This is a genomic window from Cytobacillus oceanisediminis, from assembly GCF_004366035.1.
Lineage (GTDB): Bacteria > Bacillota > Bacilli > Bacillales > Cytobacillaceae > Cytobacillus > Cytobacillus oceanisediminis_C.
Window position 1 is genome coordinate 331,175 of record NZ_SOEE01000001.1, and the last position, 17,286, is coordinate 348,460.

19 protein-coding genes and 2 other annotated features are annotated in these 17,286 nt (G+C 43.2%); of the genes, 9 read left to right on the forward strand and 10 right to left on the reverse strand.

Going from position 1 to position 17,286, the window contains the following annotated elements; translation table 11 throughout:
* Positions 1-29 precede the first annotated feature (29 nt).
* The 3 genes from DFO72_RS01710 (at position 30) to DFO72_RS01715 (ending at position 2,240) form a co-directional block, all read left to right on the forward strand.
* Positions 30-938: a hydroxymethylglutaryl-CoA lyase gene (locus DFO72_RS01710; protein ID WP_113884447.1), complete on the forward strand. Its 909-nt coding sequence runs from the start codon at positions 30-32 to the stop codon at positions 936-938.
* A gap of 117 nt (positions 939-1,055) precedes the next feature.
* Positions 1,056-1,187, forward strand: a complete 132-nt coding sequence (locus DFO72_RS30325) for a hypothetical protein (protein ID WP_019380331.1) — start codon at positions 1,056-1,058, stop codon at positions 1,185-1,187.
* Between the two features lie 126 nt (positions 1,188-1,313).
* Positions 1,314-2,240, forward strand: coding sequence for an alpha/beta hydrolase (locus tag DFO72_RS01715; protein ID WP_113884446.1), 927 nt, complete (start codon positions 1,314-1,316; stop codon positions 2,238-2,240).
* Between the two features lie 45 nt (positions 2,241-2,285).
* Here DFO72_RS01715 and DFO72_RS01720 read toward each other — a convergent pair whose 3' ends face one another.
* Complete coding sequence (locus DFO72_RS01720) at positions 2,286-2,822, reverse strand: hypothetical protein (protein ID WP_113884445.1); 537 nt, start codon at positions 2,820-2,822, stop codon at positions 2,286-2,288.
* A gap of 187 nt (positions 2,823-3,009) precedes the next feature.
* A complete protein-coding gene (locus DFO72_RS01725; RefSeq protein WP_113884444.1) occupies positions 3,010-3,336 on the reverse strand; it encodes an iron-sulfur cluster biosynthesis family protein in 327 nt (108 codons plus the stop codon).
* 115 nt (positions 3,337-3,451) lie between these two features.
* Between DFO72_RS01725 and DFO72_RS01730 the strand changes: the two genes are divergently transcribed.
* Complete coding sequence (locus DFO72_RS01730; protein WP_113884443.1) at positions 3,452-3,670, forward strand: CDGSH iron-sulfur domain-containing protein; 219 nt, start codon at positions 3,452-3,454, stop codon at positions 3,668-3,670.
* A gap of 19 nt (positions 3,671-3,689) precedes the next feature.
* On the opposite strand, the gene DFO72_RS29230 is transcribed toward DFO72_RS01730, so the two are convergent.
* The 3 genes from DFO72_RS29230 to DFO72_RS01740 all read right to left on the reverse strand — a co-directional run bounded on the left by DFO72_RS29230 (position 3,690) and on the right by DFO72_RS01740 (position 5,539).
* Positions 3,690-3,848: a hypothetical protein gene (locus DFO72_RS29230; RefSeq protein WP_166672404.1), complete on the reverse strand. Its 159-nt coding sequence runs from the start codon at positions 3,846-3,848 to the stop codon at positions 3,690-3,692.
* Between the two features lie 81 nt (positions 3,849-3,929).
* A complete protein-coding gene (locus tag DFO72_RS01735) occupies positions 3,930-4,265 on the reverse strand; it encodes a YolD-like family protein (RefSeq protein WP_009332849.1) in 336 nt (111 codons plus the stop codon).
* Positions 4,266-4,279: 14 nt separating this feature from the next.
* Positions 4,280-5,539 carry a DNA polymerase thumb domain-containing protein gene (locus tag DFO72_RS01740; RefSeq protein ID WP_113884442.1) on the reverse strand — a complete coding sequence of 420 codons (1,260 nt, stop codon included), beginning with the start codon at positions 5,537-5,539 and terminating at the stop codon, positions 4,280-4,282.
* A 242-nt stretch (positions 5,540-5,781) separates the two neighbouring features.
* On the opposite strand from DFO72_RS01740, the gene DFO72_RS01745 reads away from it, so the two are divergent.
* Entirely contained in the window at positions 5,782-5,988 is a 207-nt protein-coding gene (locus DFO72_RS01745; RefSeq protein ID WP_113884440.1) for a YqzH family protein, read from the forward strand.
* Between the two features lie 256 nt (positions 5,989-6,244).
* On the opposite strand, the gene DFO72_RS01750 is transcribed toward DFO72_RS01745, so the two are convergent.
* Together DFO72_RS01750 and DFO72_RS01755 are read right to left on the reverse strand one after the other, a co-directional pair.
* The gene (locus DFO72_RS01750; RefSeq protein ID WP_113884439.1) at positions 6,245-7,039 is read right to left on the reverse strand and encodes an SDR family NAD(P)-dependent oxidoreductase; all 795 of its coding nucleotides are present in this window, start codon (positions 7,037-7,039) and stop codon (positions 6,245-6,247) included.
* 1 nt (position 7,040) lies between these two features.
* Complete coding sequence (locus DFO72_RS01755) at positions 7,041-8,015, reverse strand: MBL fold metallo-hydrolase (RefSeq protein ID WP_113884438.1); 975 nt, start codon at positions 8,013-8,015, stop codon at positions 7,041-7,043.
* A 362-nt stretch (positions 8,016-8,377) separates the two neighbouring features.
* Positions 8,378-8,630, forward strand: a binding site (T-box leader).
* A gap of 67 nt (positions 8,631-8,697) precedes the next feature.
* On the opposite strand from DFO72_RS01755, the gene proC reads away from it, so the two are divergent.
* The 3 genes from proC to namA all read left to right on the forward strand — a co-directional run bounded on the left by proC (position 8,698) and on the right by namA (position 11,852).
* Entirely contained in the window at positions 8,698-9,528 is an 831-nt protein-coding gene (proC, locus tag DFO72_RS01760) for a pyrroline-5-carboxylate reductase (protein ID WP_113884437.1), read from the forward strand.
* Positions 9,529-9,596: 68 nt separating this feature from the next.
* Entirely contained in the window at positions 9,597-10,736 is a 1,140-nt protein-coding gene (locus DFO72_RS01765; protein ID WP_113884436.1) for a glycosyltransferase, read from the forward strand.
* A 96-nt stretch (positions 10,737-10,832) separates the two neighbouring features.
* On the forward strand, positions 10,833-11,852 hold the full coding sequence (namA, locus tag DFO72_RS01770; RefSeq protein WP_113884435.1) for an NADPH dehydrogenase NamA: 1,020 nt from the start codon (positions 10,833-10,835) through the stop codon (positions 11,850-11,852).
* Between the two features lie 243 nt (positions 11,853-12,095).
* On the opposite strand, the gene DFO72_RS01775 is transcribed toward namA, so the two are convergent.
* The 3 genes from DFO72_RS01775 to rnz form a co-directional block, all read right to left on the reverse strand.
* Positions 12,096-13,433, reverse strand: coding sequence for a sodium-dependent transporter (locus DFO72_RS01775; RefSeq protein WP_113884537.1), 1,338 nt, complete (start codon positions 13,431-13,433; stop codon positions 12,096-12,098).
* A 132-nt stretch (positions 13,434-13,565) separates the two neighbouring features.
* Positions 13,566-13,781 (reverse strand) — a binding site (T-box leader).
* Between the two features lie 88 nt (positions 13,782-13,869).
* Positions 13,870-14,415 carry a histidine phosphatase family protein gene (locus tag DFO72_RS01780; RefSeq protein ID WP_113884434.1) on the reverse strand — a complete coding sequence of 182 codons (546 nt, stop codon included), beginning with the start codon at positions 14,413-14,415 and terminating at the stop codon, positions 13,870-13,872.
* Positions 14,416-15,354 carry a ribonuclease Z gene (rnz, locus tag DFO72_RS01785; RefSeq protein WP_113884433.1) on the reverse strand — a complete coding sequence of 313 codons (939 nt, stop codon included), beginning with the start codon at positions 15,352-15,354 and terminating at the stop codon, positions 14,416-14,418.
* Positions 15,355-15,720: 366 nt separating this feature from the next.
* On the opposite strand from rnz, the gene zwf reads away from it, so the two are divergent.
* Entirely contained in the window at positions 15,721-17,190 is a 1,470-nt protein-coding gene (gene zwf / locus DFO72_RS01790; RefSeq protein WP_220182007.1) for a glucose-6-phosphate dehydrogenase, read from the forward strand.
* Positions 17,191-17,286 lie beyond the last annotated feature (96 nt).

Consider the following 17,286-nt stretch of genomic DNA (forward strand, 5'->3'; position numbering starts at 1 on the left):
ATCTAAAATATGAAACGGGAGAGGAAAACATGACGCTTGCATTTCCAGATAAAGTAACAATCATTGAAGTGGGCCCGCGGGATGGACTGCAAAATGAAAAGGCCTTTGTACCCACCGAAGTCAAGAAAGACTTTATTAGAAGTTTAAAAAATGCAGGATTAACAGAATTGGAGCTTACTTCATTTGTGTCTCCCAAGTGGGTCCCGCAGATGGGGGATGCAGCTGAAATTACGGCAGATTGCCTTGATGCAAATACAAGGGATATCGTGCTGGCCCCAAACCGTAAAGGCATTGACAGGGTATATATGACTGAATGCCGGGCCGTTGCCGTTTTCGTCGGTGTAAGCAATACATTTAATAAGAAAAATATCAATAAATCCACTCAGGAAAGCATGGATGAACTAAAGCCGATTATCGGAGAACTGAAGGAGAAAGGTTACTTTGTCCGCGCATGCATCTCCACGGCATTTCATTGCCCGTATGAAGGAGCAATTAACCCTGAAGATACAGTTGGACTATGCCGTCAATTTGTTGACGCAGGGGCTGATGAATTAAGCGTGGCAGATACAATCGGGATGGCTGCTCCCCATGAATCGCATGGGCTTTTTTCCCGTTTAAAAGAAGAGTTTCCAACTACCCTGCTGACTGCCCATTTCCATGACACAAGAAAAATGGCCCTTACTAATATTTTTGCAGCCTTACAGGCAGGTGTCGACCGATTTGATACTTCCGCCGGAGGACTTGGCGGATGCCCATTTGCCCCGGGCGCTGCAGGCAATGCGGCAACTGAAGATGTTGTTTATATGCTAGAGCGTATGGGAATTGAAACCAATGTTAACCTTGATCAATTAATGGAAGCGGTAAAAATTGTTCAGCCTCATCTTTCCAGGCCGATTGAAAGCACCTATTTCAGGCTGAACGCTCAAACTGTTCAATAGCAGTTTCTTAAGATGAATAATGCGCCCTTTCTTATAGCATCTTATTAGATGAAAGCAACTGCTATAGCAGCTGACGAACTGAAATCAGCTGAAGCCTATTAGAAGGGGGATAATCCGATGAGCCAAAAACGCGATAAAGGATATAGCCAGAAGGGAAAGCCGAATTCCGATACAGTAAACCAGACGATTGCTGCCGAGGATTTAGAAAAGGCGATTCATCCAACTAAAAGACAAAACGCGAAGCAATAAGCCGCCGCAAAGCGGCTTTTTTCATGCCGGGATTCCCTTCTGAAATTCCAGCATGTCCCGGCTCACATCTCTGTTTTAATTTTATCCATAATGGTAAAATAAAGTAAAAAAGATGGAGGGATGGGTTTGAGAAGGTTTTTACGTTATTTATTTTCCATCGTACTCTTTCTTTCATCACTCGGCGTCTATTTTACCAATAGGCTTATGTTTATGAAAAAGAAGGAAGATGACTTTATTTTAGAAAGGGAGAAAGAGTCCGGCAGACTTGATCTTATCAAGTATGACAGCCTGCCAAAAAGAGAAGTGCTTATTCCCTCCCCATTTGGCTATAACTTAAAAGCCGTAGCTGTCGAACCGCATAAAAATAGTCGCTATATTGTTATTTCCCACGGGGTTACGGAAAATAAAATGAACTCGATTAAATATATGAACCTGTTTTTGGACCGGGGATTTAATGCGGTTATCTATGATCATCGCCGCCACGGAGAATCCGGAGGAAGAACGACAAGTTACGGGCATTATGAAAAGTTTGATTTAAAAGCAATTATTGATTGGCTTAAAGCAGAAAAAGGGCCAAATATTCAGATTGGCATTCATGGCGAAAGCATGGGAGCTGCTACAATGATCCTCTATGCGGGAATGCTCGAAGACGGTGCCGACTTTTACATCGCCGATTGTCCTTTTTCAGACTTTAAAGCGCAGCTGGCTTACCGTCTGAAAGCAGAAATGAAGCTTTCGCCAAAGCTTTTTTTGCCTGTTGCCGATCTATTTCTGCGGATGCGTGAGAAATACTCCATCGCAGATGTATCGCCTATTTCTGTTATTGAAAATATAAAGAAACCGATCCTGTTCATACACAGTGAAAAAGACGATTTTATTTTGCCGACCATGTCGGAAGCTTTATATGAGAAGAAAAAAGGTCCTAAACAACTTTACCTTGCTGCCAATGGAATCCATGCTCAATCCTTCAATGAAAACAGAGAAGATTATGAAAAAGTCATCGACGAGTTTTTGGATCAGTATGTCAACAGCAAAGATACTTTATCACAATAGAAACAGCTGGCTTCAATTTAAGCCAGCTGCTTCCTATAGGATCCTCTAATTTTTCTTTTTCTTTATGATTTCCTTGCCCTCTGCCGACAGCCCTCTTGCAATATGAAAATCTCCCATTTTAAAATAATAGCGTTTGTTTTCCTTTTTAATAATAGCCGCTTCTTCAAATTTCTCTTCCTTGCCGGCTACCTCTACTTTTTTTATATCCCCGCTCTGAATCTCACCAAAAATAATCGGTAATCTGTTTTCTAATTTACCTTCCTTATCGTAATCATAAAAAGTATCTGTATAAACGGTCATATGTTCATTCTCATAATGTTCCCAATGGTTATGGCCTTCATTTTTCCAGCCTTTTTTGTCACTGCCCTTCAAATAGGCAGCCGCCATGGCCTCGACCTCTTTTTGTCCATCATTCTGCTGCGTTAAATACAGCAGTACGACTCCATCTTTTACTTTTTCTTTATGTAAGACTTCTTTTACATTGAATGGAATTCCGTTATCAATCGCCTGGCCCATTGTTGCTGTACTGCACCCTGACAACATCAGGAAAGCTGCCGCCAGCAAAAATAACTTCTGCTTCATTCGAATCTCCTCCAATCAGCACTTTCTTCACCAATAATGACAATCATCCTTGTTATTGTTATTCTATTTAGCCTGTAACCTTTTACTAATATATTAAAACCTTATTTTCCAGAATTTTGGAAGGGTATTTTTACCTATGTAAACAATTAAAAAAGACCGCCTTCCACAGCGGCCGCCTGCTACATCATTATTTTGTTTTATCAATAAAGCTCATCCTAGGGTTTAAATACTGATTCGGGCTTTTTAACTGAAAGCAATTTGCTTTCACTGAAAAGTCTATTGTTAAATCGTCATCCAAAAATACTTCCTTTGATTTTTCCACATATATGCTGCCAGCGTTCGTTTTAATTTCCCTGTCATCTTCATCCAGGTCATTAACAAGCCAAAGAGCCGTTACCCCGCTTACTACGCAGCCGCAGCCATCTATATCATACTTTAGCTTTATGAATCCATCTTTGCCGGCAATCCGTTCGGATAATTTTTCTGCCGCCAATTCAGTTAATGCAATTTCCATGTTTAAAACTACCTCCCCTTTGCATATGCTGTATTTTAACACAGATAGTAATAACATGCTTCTGAAAGAGACAGCTGCTTATTCAGCCACCAAAGTTGTGAAAGGATGATTGGATATGTCAAAGGCGCAGATTAAAGTAATGGATAATGGATCGCTGCGTGTAACAGGTGATGTAGAGTTAATTGATATGGATGGCAATAAATTCGAAACAAAACAAACCTTCTCCCTTTGCCGCTGCGGAAGATCCTCAAAAATTCCATTTTGTGATGGCACTCATAAAGGAACTTTCCAATCCTGTGTCCGTGCGGAGAAAGCTCTCGATGACAAGCAATAAGGGTGGAAAACGGGGACAGTCATCCCCGTTTTTTTTCATTTTTTATTCTTGCGGGTGTTGCTCTTTCACCCTGTACAATCCCCTGAAGCAGTTCCCGGTCCCTGTCCGTACTGTCTTCCCCGGCCCCTGGTGCGATATTAGCCATCGGCAGCTGTTCCAGTTCTTTTCCTCTAGGCATATTACATACACCTCCCTGCTGTTAAGGTGCTTCCCGCGCCCAAAAACTACCCGTTTTAAATTCATCCAGTTCCAGACAGCTCTATTCTTCCGTGAACCGCGCATCCGCTATAGCGTTAATGGAAATACGGTGAATTTCCCCAAAGCGATCAACAATATGAAGCTTTTGGCCAAGTTCATCCCAGTAATGGATGCTCCCGATGACCAGTTCATAATTTCTGCCCCTGTAATGAGTAAGTGTAACGCTTTTTTGAAATTCCATTGCCTCCGAAAGAATTTCATTCATATATTCAAATTTCTGCTCATCCAATTCCCGCTTTTGCTCGTACGTATCTTCCTCTGCCCAGTCTCTTAAGAGCTTTACATGTTCCGGCAGCATCATAGAAGTCCATTTTATTCTGCCCCGATCGCGAATCATAAGCTGACCCCCTTTTACATTTTATGGCCGCCAACCAATGTCGCACGGTGCTTGGCGGTTCCTGCGCTTGTATAAGAGACGGCTCTTAGCAGAGCTCCGCCTCCAAACTTCGAGCGGATCCGGTCCACTGTATAGCCGAGCTCCCTTTTTTTCCAGCCATCCAAATCGAACAGATTCAGCTGCATTTCACAGTCATCCGTAATATTGCCGAGGGAAATGGAAATCTGACGCACTGTTTTTCCCTCATAACTCTCGTTAAAAAGCTCGAGGCAAACGCGATAAAGATCCATCGTAATATTGGTTGGCTGGTCAACTGTCCTTGAGCGGTAAAAGCCTCCTCCGAATTCATCCTGGCTGTAGCCAAGGCCAAAGCTGATGGTCCTGCCGGCTTTACGGTGGCTGCGGGCCCTTCTTGCCACTTCCTCACACATCTCAAGGACCACATGCTTAATTTCCTTTTCCTCTTTGTAATCTCTCAATAAAACCTGGCTTTTCCCAAAGCTGATCTGTCCTTCCATGATCGGTGCCCCTATTTCCGACAGATCAATACCCCATGCATGATGATAGAGCTGATTGCCCATAATCCCAAACTTTCTTTCAAGCTTAGCCAGATCATAGCGGGCAAGCTGTCCGACTGTAAAAATCCCCATTCCATTCAATGTTTTTTCAACACGGCGGCCGATGCCCCACATTTCCCTTAAAGGGGATACATTCCACAGCTTTGTTTTCACATCTTCATACGTCCATTCAGCAACTCCCTTTTTTTTCGCCTCAAGATCCAGGCAGAGCTTTGACATAAGCAAATTAGGTCCTATTCCTATGGCACAGGGGAGCTGAAATTCCCGTTCAATATCATCTTTTATTTTCCAGGCAATTGTCTGGGCATCACCCCAGAGATGCACTGCGCCGTCCACTTTTATAAAACTTTCATCGACACTGTACGTATGGATGGCTTCCTTGGGGACATAACGGTTAAACACCCTGGTGATTTCAGTGGAGATTCTTAAATAAGTCGCCATTTTCGGCTCCTCAATCCTAATGCGCGGGTCATTAGGAACCTCAAAAAGGCGGGCTCCTGTCTTTATCCCAAACTCTTTTTTCATTCGCGGAGAGGCAGCCAGAACAACACTGCCCTTCCGTTCCACATTCCCGGCAATCACAAGATAGCAGTCAAGAGGATCCAGACCAAGCATGACAGCAGAACAGCTTGCATAAAAGCTCTTCATATCAACACACAAAATTTGATTATTCGGCATTGCGCTGTAATCAACCATGACTTCGACATCCTCCTTCAGAAAAGCGCAAGGCGCCGTACCTGCTTATGCTGGCCGGCAGCTCTTGAATCCAATAGATAATCAACAAGAACATCTGTTCTGTATATGTATACCCATTATATTAAGCGAATATGCGTTCGGTTTCAATGGAAATTTTACGCGTTTTTTCTTAAAACAGGTTCTTTTGCCAGGTGCCGATATGACCAGAAACCAGTATAATCAGTTTGAGGTGCAAAAAAAAAATGAACAAAAGACTGATATATAAAATGGTTCAAAACTGTTTAAAGCAATATAACGAGGAGTGCCATTCCATTTTGTTTGAGAGCAGGGAATTTGCAGAAATATTCAATAAAGTAATAGAGGAGAAAAATAAAGAAGCAGACAGCGAGCTGCATGAAATAGTAAATGATGTGATATACGGGTATATTACGGGCTCACCTTATTTTTAAAGAATAAAAAAAAGCTGCAGGTTTTTGGCTGCAGCTTCTTTTTCATAAGGCAATAAAGTTTTGAACGTCAATAACTGTCCAGCGCAAGCAGCCTCCCCCTCGAGGTGAGGCTCCCTGGCTGGGGGTCATGCAGACGTTGCCAAAGGACAAGGAAAGCTGCGGCAGGAATACATCGCACGACCTAAAGCGGCAGCTTTTGGGAGGACGCGGCGTTCTTAGTCTGCGTTCCTTCGTGGGCAAGGTGCTTCCGCTTGTCTTATTTCTGATTGAATGCACGTTTTCCAATTTTTTCGAAAAGTCCTGGAAAAAGTGTATAGACGATGCTACCCGCATTCATCCAACGAGGAAGATTGATTTCCCTGACCGGCCGGAGCATTGCATTAACTACCTTGAGCGCCACATATTCGGGCTTAAGCATAAATTTGCTGACATTTTTCACGTATGTGCCCTTTTCATCTGCAATATTGAAAAAATTGGTTTCAATCGGTCCAGGATTAACTGCGGTCACAAACACATTGCTGTCGCCAAGCTCCATGCGAAGGCTGTTTGTATAGCCAAGAACGGCATGCTTGGTTGCGGAATAGACACTGGATTTCGGTGTGGCAATTTTGCCCGCCTGTGAGGCGATATTAATAATGTGGCCGCTCCTCTGTTTCCTCATCACCGGAAGCACCATGCCGGTGCAAGCCATTAAACCAACTACATTTACATCAAACATTCCCTTTATTTCTTCAACGTTTGCTTCATGCGCTTCACGGAAAACTCCGAACCCGGCATTATTCACAAGAACATCTATGTGACCAAACCGGGCAAGTACCTCGGAAAAAACAGCCGAGATTTCGTCAGTGTCCGAAACATCAAGTTTATGTATGAAAACATCCACTGAAAAACGCCTCAGCAAATCTGCCTGCAATTCCTGCAATTTGTCAAGGCTGCGGGCAAGAAGGACAAGGTTTGCTCCCCTCTCGGCACAAAGGATAGCCATTTGGGCCCCGATCCCTCCAGATGCACCTGTGATAATCACATTTTTATTCTTTAATCTGTCTGACAAATCAAACCACCTCTTTTGATGTGGAATACAAGAATGCTTCCTCCTCTTTATTTATATAAATCTCTCCTATTGAATGCAAATAGTCAAGCTGAGCGACCGTTTCAGAAATCGTCAGGGAAAGCTCCTTCTCATAAACTTTCGGAAAAAGGCGGCGGCACACTTCAAAAACAGTGAGCGATTCGGACTCAAGCCATGCCTTTACTTTCATTGCCCGCTCATGCTGCCGGCCAAGCCTTTCGTTTATTAACTCATTCACATTTGTAATATCCTCTCCATGTCCAGAGTAAAAAAGGGATATTGGCAGCTGCCGCAGCTTTTTCAGCGACTCGTTATACTGAAGCTGCGGCTTTGGCCGTTCCGTATTGCCGGGAAGCGGCGGCTCCAGGATGGGATTAGGAGAAATGTGTGCAAGCAAATGGTCTCCTCCAAGGAATACACCATCTTTCTCTCTGAACAAACCTATATGGCTCTGTGCATGCCCAGGTGTCTCCATTACCGTCCAATCGACCAGCCCTTCAGGCTGCCTGCCTTCCTCCAGTTCCCCCGTCAGGGTACGATTGCAGGAATAGCGCAGAGTCTTTTTCATCTTATTTATAAAGGAAAAATAACTTTCAGGAATCCCAAATTCGTTGAACAGTTTTAAGTAAAATTCATCATGAAATTTTAGAAATTGGTCCGTCCGGGACAGCCACCTTTGGTTAATCCGGTGCCCGAACACTTCGAGATTGTCAGGGAAAAAGTCAAGCAGCCCGGCATGATCGGGATGATGATGTGTGAGGACAACCTGTTCAAAATCATCGGGAGTTAAATTCAGCTCTTTAAGCTGGGATTTTAAGGCTTCCCATGCTTCATCCGTTTTAGGGCCGGCATCCACAAGAGTCAGCTTTTCCCCTTTTACTGCATATACATTAACGTCACCGACAGGAAAAGGTGTCGGGATAACAAGCTTTGCAATTCCATCCTTCCAATTTGCCATTTCAACAATCCCCCTAAAATCACTATATTTAAATAAAATAAAGCTATTTTTTTTATACTTCCGCAGGCCATCCAAGTCATACAGTCCATATGCCCTTTAGATAAACCCACTTGTTTCACCCTTAAAATATCAGCATTTTACATGCGTACAAATTACCGAAATTCCATAACATAATTCAGAAATCTTCATATATAAAAATAAGTGTACCGTTCTTTTTATCAATTGTCATTATTTTCACATAACTTTTGCGCATTGTTAATATTTTTTTAGAAAATACTGCTTGACAAATAAGCGTGTCTTCTTGCATAATCACAATTAAAATTTGATTTTCACAGATCAAAGCTGCACTACTGGACAGCAGAAAAATAGCGATGAATAAGATTAGTAAATGGAAAACGGCGAAAGAGAGTGAAGCTCAGCGGCTGAAAGGCTTCACAGTCCACTTGACCATTGAACCTGCCTTATGAGCTGTTAGGAAAACCTAAACGCACCCCGGCGTTATCGGGATCGAGATGCCTTTTCAAAGACAGCAGATGCAGCAGGCAGGCATGCTGCACTAAGAATGAAAAGGCAATGAAGGTGGTACCGCGGAAGCATAGTCTTTTCGTCCTTTACTGGATGGAAAGGCTTTTTTTATTTTAGTCAGCCGGCATTTAAAACAATAAAGGAGGAATAACAGCAAATGAAAAAATTAGCTATTGTTGGAGCAGGATCAATGGCAGAAGCATTAATATCAGGAATGATTGATAGCCGGCTCATTACCGGAAGCAATATTTGGGTCACAAACAAGTGCAGCAGGGAAAGGCTGCAATCCATGCAAAAAGCCTATGGCGTTCAGGCAACTTATGATCACAGTGAACTGTTCAGGGGGGCTGAAACGGTTATTTTAGCGATGAAGCCAAAAGATGCAGCGGATGCCATTACTCTAATAAAACCTTATTTACAGGAAGATATGCTGATCATTTCCGTTCTGGCTGGCGTTTCAATCGAAAGCATTGAACTATTGGCGGGAAAAAAGCTGCCAGTCGTGAGAGCCATGCCGAATACATCGGCAGCCGTCGGAAAGTCAGCGAGCGCCTTATCGGCTAATGAAAGAGTGACCCAAAAACAGATGGAAGCAGTAAGAGGCATTTTTAATACAGTGGGAAAGTCGGCGTTTGTTGAGGAAAAACAGCTCGATGCTGTGACAGGCCTATCAGGCAGCGGACCGGCGTATATTTACTATCTTGCAGAAGCCATGGAAAAAAGCGCAGAAGAAATCGGGCTCGAAAAGGAGATGGCGAAAGAATTCATCATCCAGACCCTCATCGGGGCAGCCGAAATGCTGGCCAGGTCGGCCAAGGATCCTCAGCAGCTTAGGAAGGAAGTAACAAGCCCCGGCGGCACCACTGAAGCAGGTGTAAAAGTGCTTGAAGCAAACGGGGTGCAAAGAGCCTTTATTGAATGCATCAAGGAAGCGGCAGCCCAATCCAAACGGCTTGGCCAAAGCTTCAGCAGCACAGTGAAAATTTAGTGGGGGCATCTCCCCTGTAAATACGCCTTCTTATTGCAAACTATGAAAAAAGGATGAGAAACCTGCAAATGCTCATTATTCTATTAAGCGCAAGCCTCCTTGTATGGATTGCCGTACTAATTGATGCTGCTCTGGGATTAAAAAGCCTGGACCGCCTTGAAGATAGCGATACGATGACTGAAGGCCCTCTTCTTTCTGTCATAACAGCGGCAAGGAATGAAGAAGCCAGGATTGAGGAGAGCTTAAAAACACAGCTGCAGCAAAGCTACAAACGCATTGAATGGATATTGGTCAATGATCGTTCAACCGACAGCACAGGAAGCATCATGGACCGCCTCCAGAAGAGTGATTCAAGGATTAAGTGTATCGATATCAAGACTCTCCCCAGTGGGTGGCTTGGAAAAAACCATGCCCTTTACAAGGGATATTTGGAGTCATCCGGGGAATTAATCTTGTTCACAGATGCTGATGTGTTATTTAAAAAGGAGGCCCTCAGCAAGGCGGTTCATTATTTTAGCAAGAATGACCTTGACCATTTAACGGCGGCACCGAGCTTGATGGGAAGGGGTTTCTGGCTCAACACATTCATTGCTTTTTTTCTTTTTGGTTTTTCCTATTATAAACGCCCTTGGCTGGCGAACAATCAACGTTCCAAAACCGGCATTGGCATTGGGGCATTTAACATGGTATCCAGGCGCTCCTATGAAGCAATCGGAACACATAAAGCAATTAAAATGCGGCCTGATGATGATTTAATGCTTGGAATGAGAATAAAACAAAATGGCCTCAAACAGAAATTTGCAACAGCGATGGACCTGATTGAAGTTGAATGGTATGAAAGCTTAAAAGAAGCCTTCAAAGGATTGGAGAAAAATACTTTTGCAGGCCTTCATTACCGGGTTAGCATGGTTCTATTTGCAATTGCCGGCACATTCATTTCTCAGATGCTTCCCTTTATCACCATTTTTTCAGCCGAAAAAGTTATTTTCAGCTTAAGTCTTGCAAACATCATTATTTTAACAGGTGTTTATACAGTCATTACAAAAAGAATGTCTAAATTTTCTCCGCTTCTGTTTGTTGTATTTCCAATTACAGCTCTCCTGTTTATTTATTCCATACTCCGTGCCAGCATTCTGACATTTGTAAGGGGCGGCATAGTCTGGAGAGGTACATTATATAAATTAAGCGAATTGAGGAATAAACGCTGAAGTATGCAAACCCTTCCTAAGTACATGTTCTTTTTCATTTGCGGAATCGCCTGATATACTTAATATTTAGGATAGCGAAATAAGGAGGCATTGATTATGGAAACAAAGCTTTTTTCCCCTTTAACGATTAAAGGAATCACCTTTAAGAACAGAATTGTTATGGCACCGATGTGCATGTACTCAAGCCATAATGAAGATGGCATGGTTGAAAACTGGCACCGGACACATTATACGAGCCGGGCTGTTGGCCAAGTGGGATTAATCATCCTGGAGGCAACTGCTGTAACTCCGCAGGGACGTATTTCTCCGCAGGATTTGGGAATATGGAGCGATGACCATATCGCAGGCCTGAAAGAATTAACCGGGCTAATGAAAGAACACGGGGCATCAGCAGGGATACAGCTTGCACATGCCGGCAGAAAACCGACTGTCGAAGGGGAAATTCTCGCCCCATCAGCGGTTGCTTTTAATGAAAAAATGAAAACACCTAAAGAAATGACAAAAGAAGAAGTGTCCGAAACTGTGGAGGCATTCAAACAAGGGGCTGAAAGGGCGAAAAAAGCCGGCTTTGAAGTAATTGAAATTCACGCGGCACACGGCTACTTGATCAATGAGTTTCTTTCACCGCTGAGCAATAAACGAAGTGATGAGTATGGGGGATCAGCCGAAAACCGCTACCGTTTCCTCCGTGAAGTCATTGAAGCAGTTAAAACCGTTTGGGATGGGCCTTTGTTTGTTAGAGTATCCGCACATGATTATCATGATGAAGGATTAACTGCAGAGGATTATGCGGAAATGGGAAAATGGATGAAGGAGCAGGGTGTGGATCTTATTGACGTAAGTTCCGGAGCAGTAGTGCCGGCTAGAATACATAGCTACCCGGGCTACCAGGTCAAATTCTCTGAAACCATTAAAGAAGGTGCCAATATTCAGACTGGTGCAGTCGGGCTAATTACATCAGGCCTGCAGGCAGAAGAAATTCTGCAAAACGGACGGGCAGATTTAATCTTCATTGCGAGGGAATTGCTGAGGGATCCTTATTGGCCGCGCACAGCAGCAAAGGAACTTGGTGCAGCAATTGAACCGCCTAAGCAATATGAACGCGGCTGGATTTAACGAAAAGCGGTAGAGCCCCTGCCCACGAAGGGAACGCAGACTAAGAACGCCACATCCTCCCAAATGCTGCCGCTTTCGGTCGTACGATGTATCGCTGCGGCAGCGTCTGCATGACCCCATCCTGAGGGCCTCAACTCGAGAGGGTAGGCTGCTTGCACTAGACAGCTCTCGAGATACAAAGTTATAAATTCTGATTTTAAAATAAAAAAAAGGGATGGCGGTTCGCCATCCCTTTTTTCTTTATTAAATAATCTGCAGTGAATCAAGGAATACAATGATGATAACCAAAGGCACCACATAACGAAGAAGGAAATACCAGGCGGAAAAGATCCCATTCAGCGATTTTGAACCTTGAATTAATTCATTTCTCAGCAGGTCTTTCTTCATTTTGTATGAAACAAAAATAGAAATGAAGAGCGCCCCTACCGGCATTAATACATTGCTGACAAGAAAATCAGCACTGTCAAATATCGTTTTGCCGAAAATTGAAATATCTGATAGGCTGCTGAAGGAAAGTGCAGATGGGACTCCCACGATAAAGATTGCCAATCCTGTCAGCCATGCTGCACGGTTTCTGCCCCTTCCCTTCTTATTCGTCAGAGCAGCCACCACAATCTCGAGCATTGAAAAAGCGGAAGTTAAGGTTGCAAATAGAAACAGTGCAAGGAATAAGAGCAAGAATACTCGTCCGAACAGAATCTGATCAAAAACAGATGGCAAAACAATGAACAATAAACCAGGACCTGCAGCAGGCTCAAATCCCAGTGAGAAAACGGCCGGGAAAATAGCCAATCCAGCTAAAATTGAAATAAATAAATTCATTCCGACAACGGAAAAAGCCGGCTGCATCAGATTTTCATTTTTAGATAAATAAGAGCTGTATGTTACCATAACCGATACCCCGACACTTAGAGAGAAAAACGATTGACCCATGGCAAAAAGGACGGTTTCAGACGTAAGATTTGAAAAATCAGGCTTTAAAAAGAATGAGACGCCTTCCATGGCATTTTCCAGTGTCAGAGATCGTGCAATCAAGATAATAAATAAAAGGAACAAAGCCGGCATCATAATTTTGCTGACCTGCTCGATACCCTTCTGGATGCCTTTAGCAACCACTAAAACAGTTATGAATAAAAAGAGCCCTTGTGCCGCTACAACAGACACAGAGTCTGACACGGATGTGCCAAATAGCTCTTCATAATTGCCGGCTCCATTCATAGAACCGGTAACCCCGTATACAATGTACTTCAGAATCCACCCGCCTATTACACTATAAAACGATAAAAGCAGAAAACAGGTAAATACGCCAAGGTAGCCAATCCAGTGCCATTTAGTTCCCGGAGCAATATCCTTGTATGCCGAGATTGCCTCTTTCCCCGTGCTGCGGCCGATCACAAACTCAGCCAGCAAAAGCGGAAAACCAATTAATAGGGAAAATAGCAGAAATAATAATATAAATGCTCCGCCACCGCTTGTCCCGGTAACATACGGAAGCTTCCAGATAGCTCCAAGTCCGATTGCCGAACCGGCCGAGGCTAAAATAAATCCAATCTTCGATGACCATTGCTCATTTTGCTGCATGCCTGTACCTCCATAATTTACAAAATAGATACTGCCTGGCTCCAGGCTGGCGCCTGGAGCTTTTCTTAATAGAAACCGGCCGGATTTCCATTTTAAGAACCTTTCCAAAAAAACAAAAAAGCCACATACTTCAAAAGGGACGCGAAACAGATTCACGCGGTACCACCCTTTTTGAAAGTATGTGACTTTCCACTCGAAATATAACGGATTAACCGTCTTTCCTGCTATAATGCAGAAAAGAAAAGCTCCAAGATGAAATTCACCTTATCTTTGTGCCAGTTTCCACCATCCACTGGCTCTCTATAAACAGGGAGATAAGACTTAATAGAGTCTCTTCATAGCTTTTTAATATAATGTTTTAAAGTATAAGTGTGATTATATTATGCCTGCAGGAAACCGTCAATGCCAAATTTGAAAAATTCAATTTTTCCAGACATTACTTTTCGATCCAAATCCGCCTCCATGCCGCACCCTCACTATCCGCCTTAATTTCGAAAACATCGGGATTGCTCATCTTCATAAGATGCTCAAAGCCTGCATTTTCATCAAAATAGCGAAGCAGCAAAGTGGATAAATTGCCATGACTGACCAGAACAATATGATTTTCACTAGAAGCGATTAATTCATCCAGCAGGGAAGCAGCTCGTTCCATGCCTGATGAATGGGATTCTCCTCCTTCAAAAACCAGTTCAAAATCGGAGAAGCTTTGCTTAAGCTTCTCCTGCCAATCATCAAAAAGAATGGAGGATAGCACCCTTTCCCCCAAACGGCTTTCCTCAACAATCTCAAGGTTTCTCGACTGTGCGAGCGGCCGGATAGTTTCCATCGCCCGCACAAAAGGGCTTGAGTAGATGCGATTAATTTCCTTGTCTTTAAAAAAATCAATTAATTTTAATGCCTGTTCCCTTCCGCTTTCTGTCAATTTGGCAGAAAAAGGCTGGCCCTCAGCCTTTGCATGGCGCACGATATAGAAAGTTTTCAATTAACTCACCTCTCCTTTATCAAGCGGTATATGAACTTCTTTAAAGTCCTCAGCAATTACCGTATTGGGGAAAATTGTCTGCGATTCCTTCACAAGCTGTTCCCAATCCTGGCGTTCATATCGTGAACTGATATGATTCAGGCAGAGTTTCCTTGCATTCGCCTCGCGCGCGACTTGGGCAGCCTGCAGGGTTGTGGAATGGAAATAATCGTATGCAAGCTTTTCTTCTCCTTGTGAGAAGGTTGCCTCATGAATTAATAAATCTGCATGAGCCGCTAATTCTATTGCCGCATCGCAAATCCTGGTATCTCCCAGTACCGTGATGATTCTACCCTTTTGAGCCGGGCCCAGAAAGTTTTTTGCTTCCAGTATACTCCCATTCTCAAGCTCTATGTTTTCGCCATTTTTTATTTTCTTATATATCGGACCCGGTTTGATTCCCGCTTCAGCAAGCTTATCCGCGAGCAATGTTCCCGGACGGTCCTTTTCAATAACCCGGTAGCCATATGAAGGAATCCCGTGCTCGAGCAAGCGGGCTTCCACCTTAAAATCTTTTTCATCCAATACATCGCCATCACTGATTTCAGCAACTTTCAAAGGGTATTTAAGGTATGTGCCGCTGACAGAGAGCGAGACTTTAATATATTCTTTTAGCCCTCTTGGCCCATAAAGTGTCACCTCAGTATCACCGCCCTGAAAAGAGCGGCTGGACAGCAATCCGGGCAAACCATAAATGTGATCTCCATGAAGATGGGTAATAAAGATTTTTTCAATTCTCCTCGGTTTAATGCTTGTATGTAAAATTTGGTGCTGGGTAGCCTCCCCACAGTCGAAAAGCCATATACTCCCTCTTTCATCCAGGAGCTTTAAAGCCAAGGAAGATACATTCCTCAGTTTGGCTGGAATTCCTGCACCTGTTCCCAAGAAAACAACATCCATTGAAAAAACAACCTCCTATCCTGCAGTCGGATTAAAAATCTGTCAGGCCTTGCCAGCTTTGAATATAAACAATATACCATAGCATCCGCGGAATTCATTCTAAAACAATCGTTTTTTGTTTTATTTGAGAGGATAGTTCAGGGCCTTTAGAAAGAAACTATGTTAAAAAGGGCAAACTTAATATTTGCGAAAATAGCTTTAAACAGATACAATTTTATACTTGTACAGGCGTTTTTTACGAATGCAATATAACAGCTTTTAATCAAGCTGCCGGCGGACAATGATTGTCCAGCCATACATACAGAAACTTTGTCGAAGAGAGGTTCTAGAATCGTGAAACTAAACGAAAAACCGACCGCATTAATAATGATATTTGGAGCAACGGGAGATCTGGCAAAAAGAAAACTATTTCCCTCACTTTACCGCTTGTACAAAAAGGGCAGGCTGTCTGAGCGCTTCGCGGTAATTGGGGTTGCCAGAAGGCCGCTAACGAATGATGAGTTTCAGGCAAGTGTCAAAGCCTCTGTTGAGTCAGCTATCAAAGATAGCGGAGAACTTGAGGATTTTATTTCCCATTTTTACTACCATTCGCATGATGTGACGGATTCAAGTTCATATTTGGCATTAAAGAGTATGGCCGAAAAATTAGATACTCATTATTCCCTTGAAGGCAACCGCATTTTCTACCTTGCCATGGCTCCTGAATTTTTCGGAACCATTGCAGAGCATTTAAAAGCAGATGGCCTGACGGATGTGGATGGCTTTAAGCGTCTTGTCATTGAGAAGCCTTTTGGCCATGATTTGGAATCAGCGAAGCAGCTTAATAAGCAAATTCGAAAAGCTTTTTCAGAAAATGAGATTTACCGGATTGACCACTACTTAGGGAAAGATATGGTGCAAAATATTGAAGTTATCCGTTTTGCCAATGCCATTTTCGAACCTTTATGGAACAATCGCTACATCTCAAATATCCAGGTTACATCAAGCGAAGTACTGGGTGTAGAAGAACGCGGCCGTTACTATGAAAAAAGCGGCGCCCTTCGTGATATGGTTCAAAACCATATGCTGCAAATGGTTGCCCTCCTGGCAATGGAGCCGCCAATCCGCCTGACAACAGATGAAATCAGATCTGAAAAAGTGAAGGTACTAAGGGCCATGCGTCCGCTTGAAGGGGACCAGGTGAAAGAATACTTTGTCCGCGGCCAGTATGGAAAAGGCATATTAAATGAAAAGGAAGTCCCAGCGTATAATGAAGAGCCGATGGTGGATGAAGAATCAAACACCGAAACTTATGTAGCAGGCAAGCTGATGATTGACAATTTCCGCTGGGCAGGTGTGCCAATCTATATTCGTACAGGAAAAAGAATGGCTGCAAAATCAACGAAAATTGTTATCCAGTTCAAGGATATTCCGATGAACTTGTATTATCAGACTGAGCAAACGTTAAATCCAAACCTGCTGGTCATCCATATTCAGCCTGAAGAAGGCATCACCCTATATTTGAATGCCCAAAAATCAGGACAAAACATGGAAGCCACACCGGTAAAATTGAACTTTGCCAACAAAGGCATCGATGACATGAATACGCCTGAAGCTTATGAAAGGCTTTTATATGATTGCATGCGCGGAGACGCAACCAACTTTACCCATTGGGATGAAGTGGCCCTTTCCTGGAGCTTTGTCGACAAAATTTCTGACGTATGGGAAAACAAAAAAGAAGAAGGCTTCCCTAACTACGAATCCGGTTCAATGGGTCCAAAAGAAGCAGACCTGCTGCTTGAAAAAGATGGCTTCTTCTGGTGGCCCGTAACTGACCTTGATGTTGAACAGTGTTAAATAATTTTCGAACCCCCCTGCAGCGGCAGGGGGTTTTCGTTTAGGGAATGCCATGATCCGGCTTCCTGCAATTACAAAAAAACAGCGCCTTTTGAG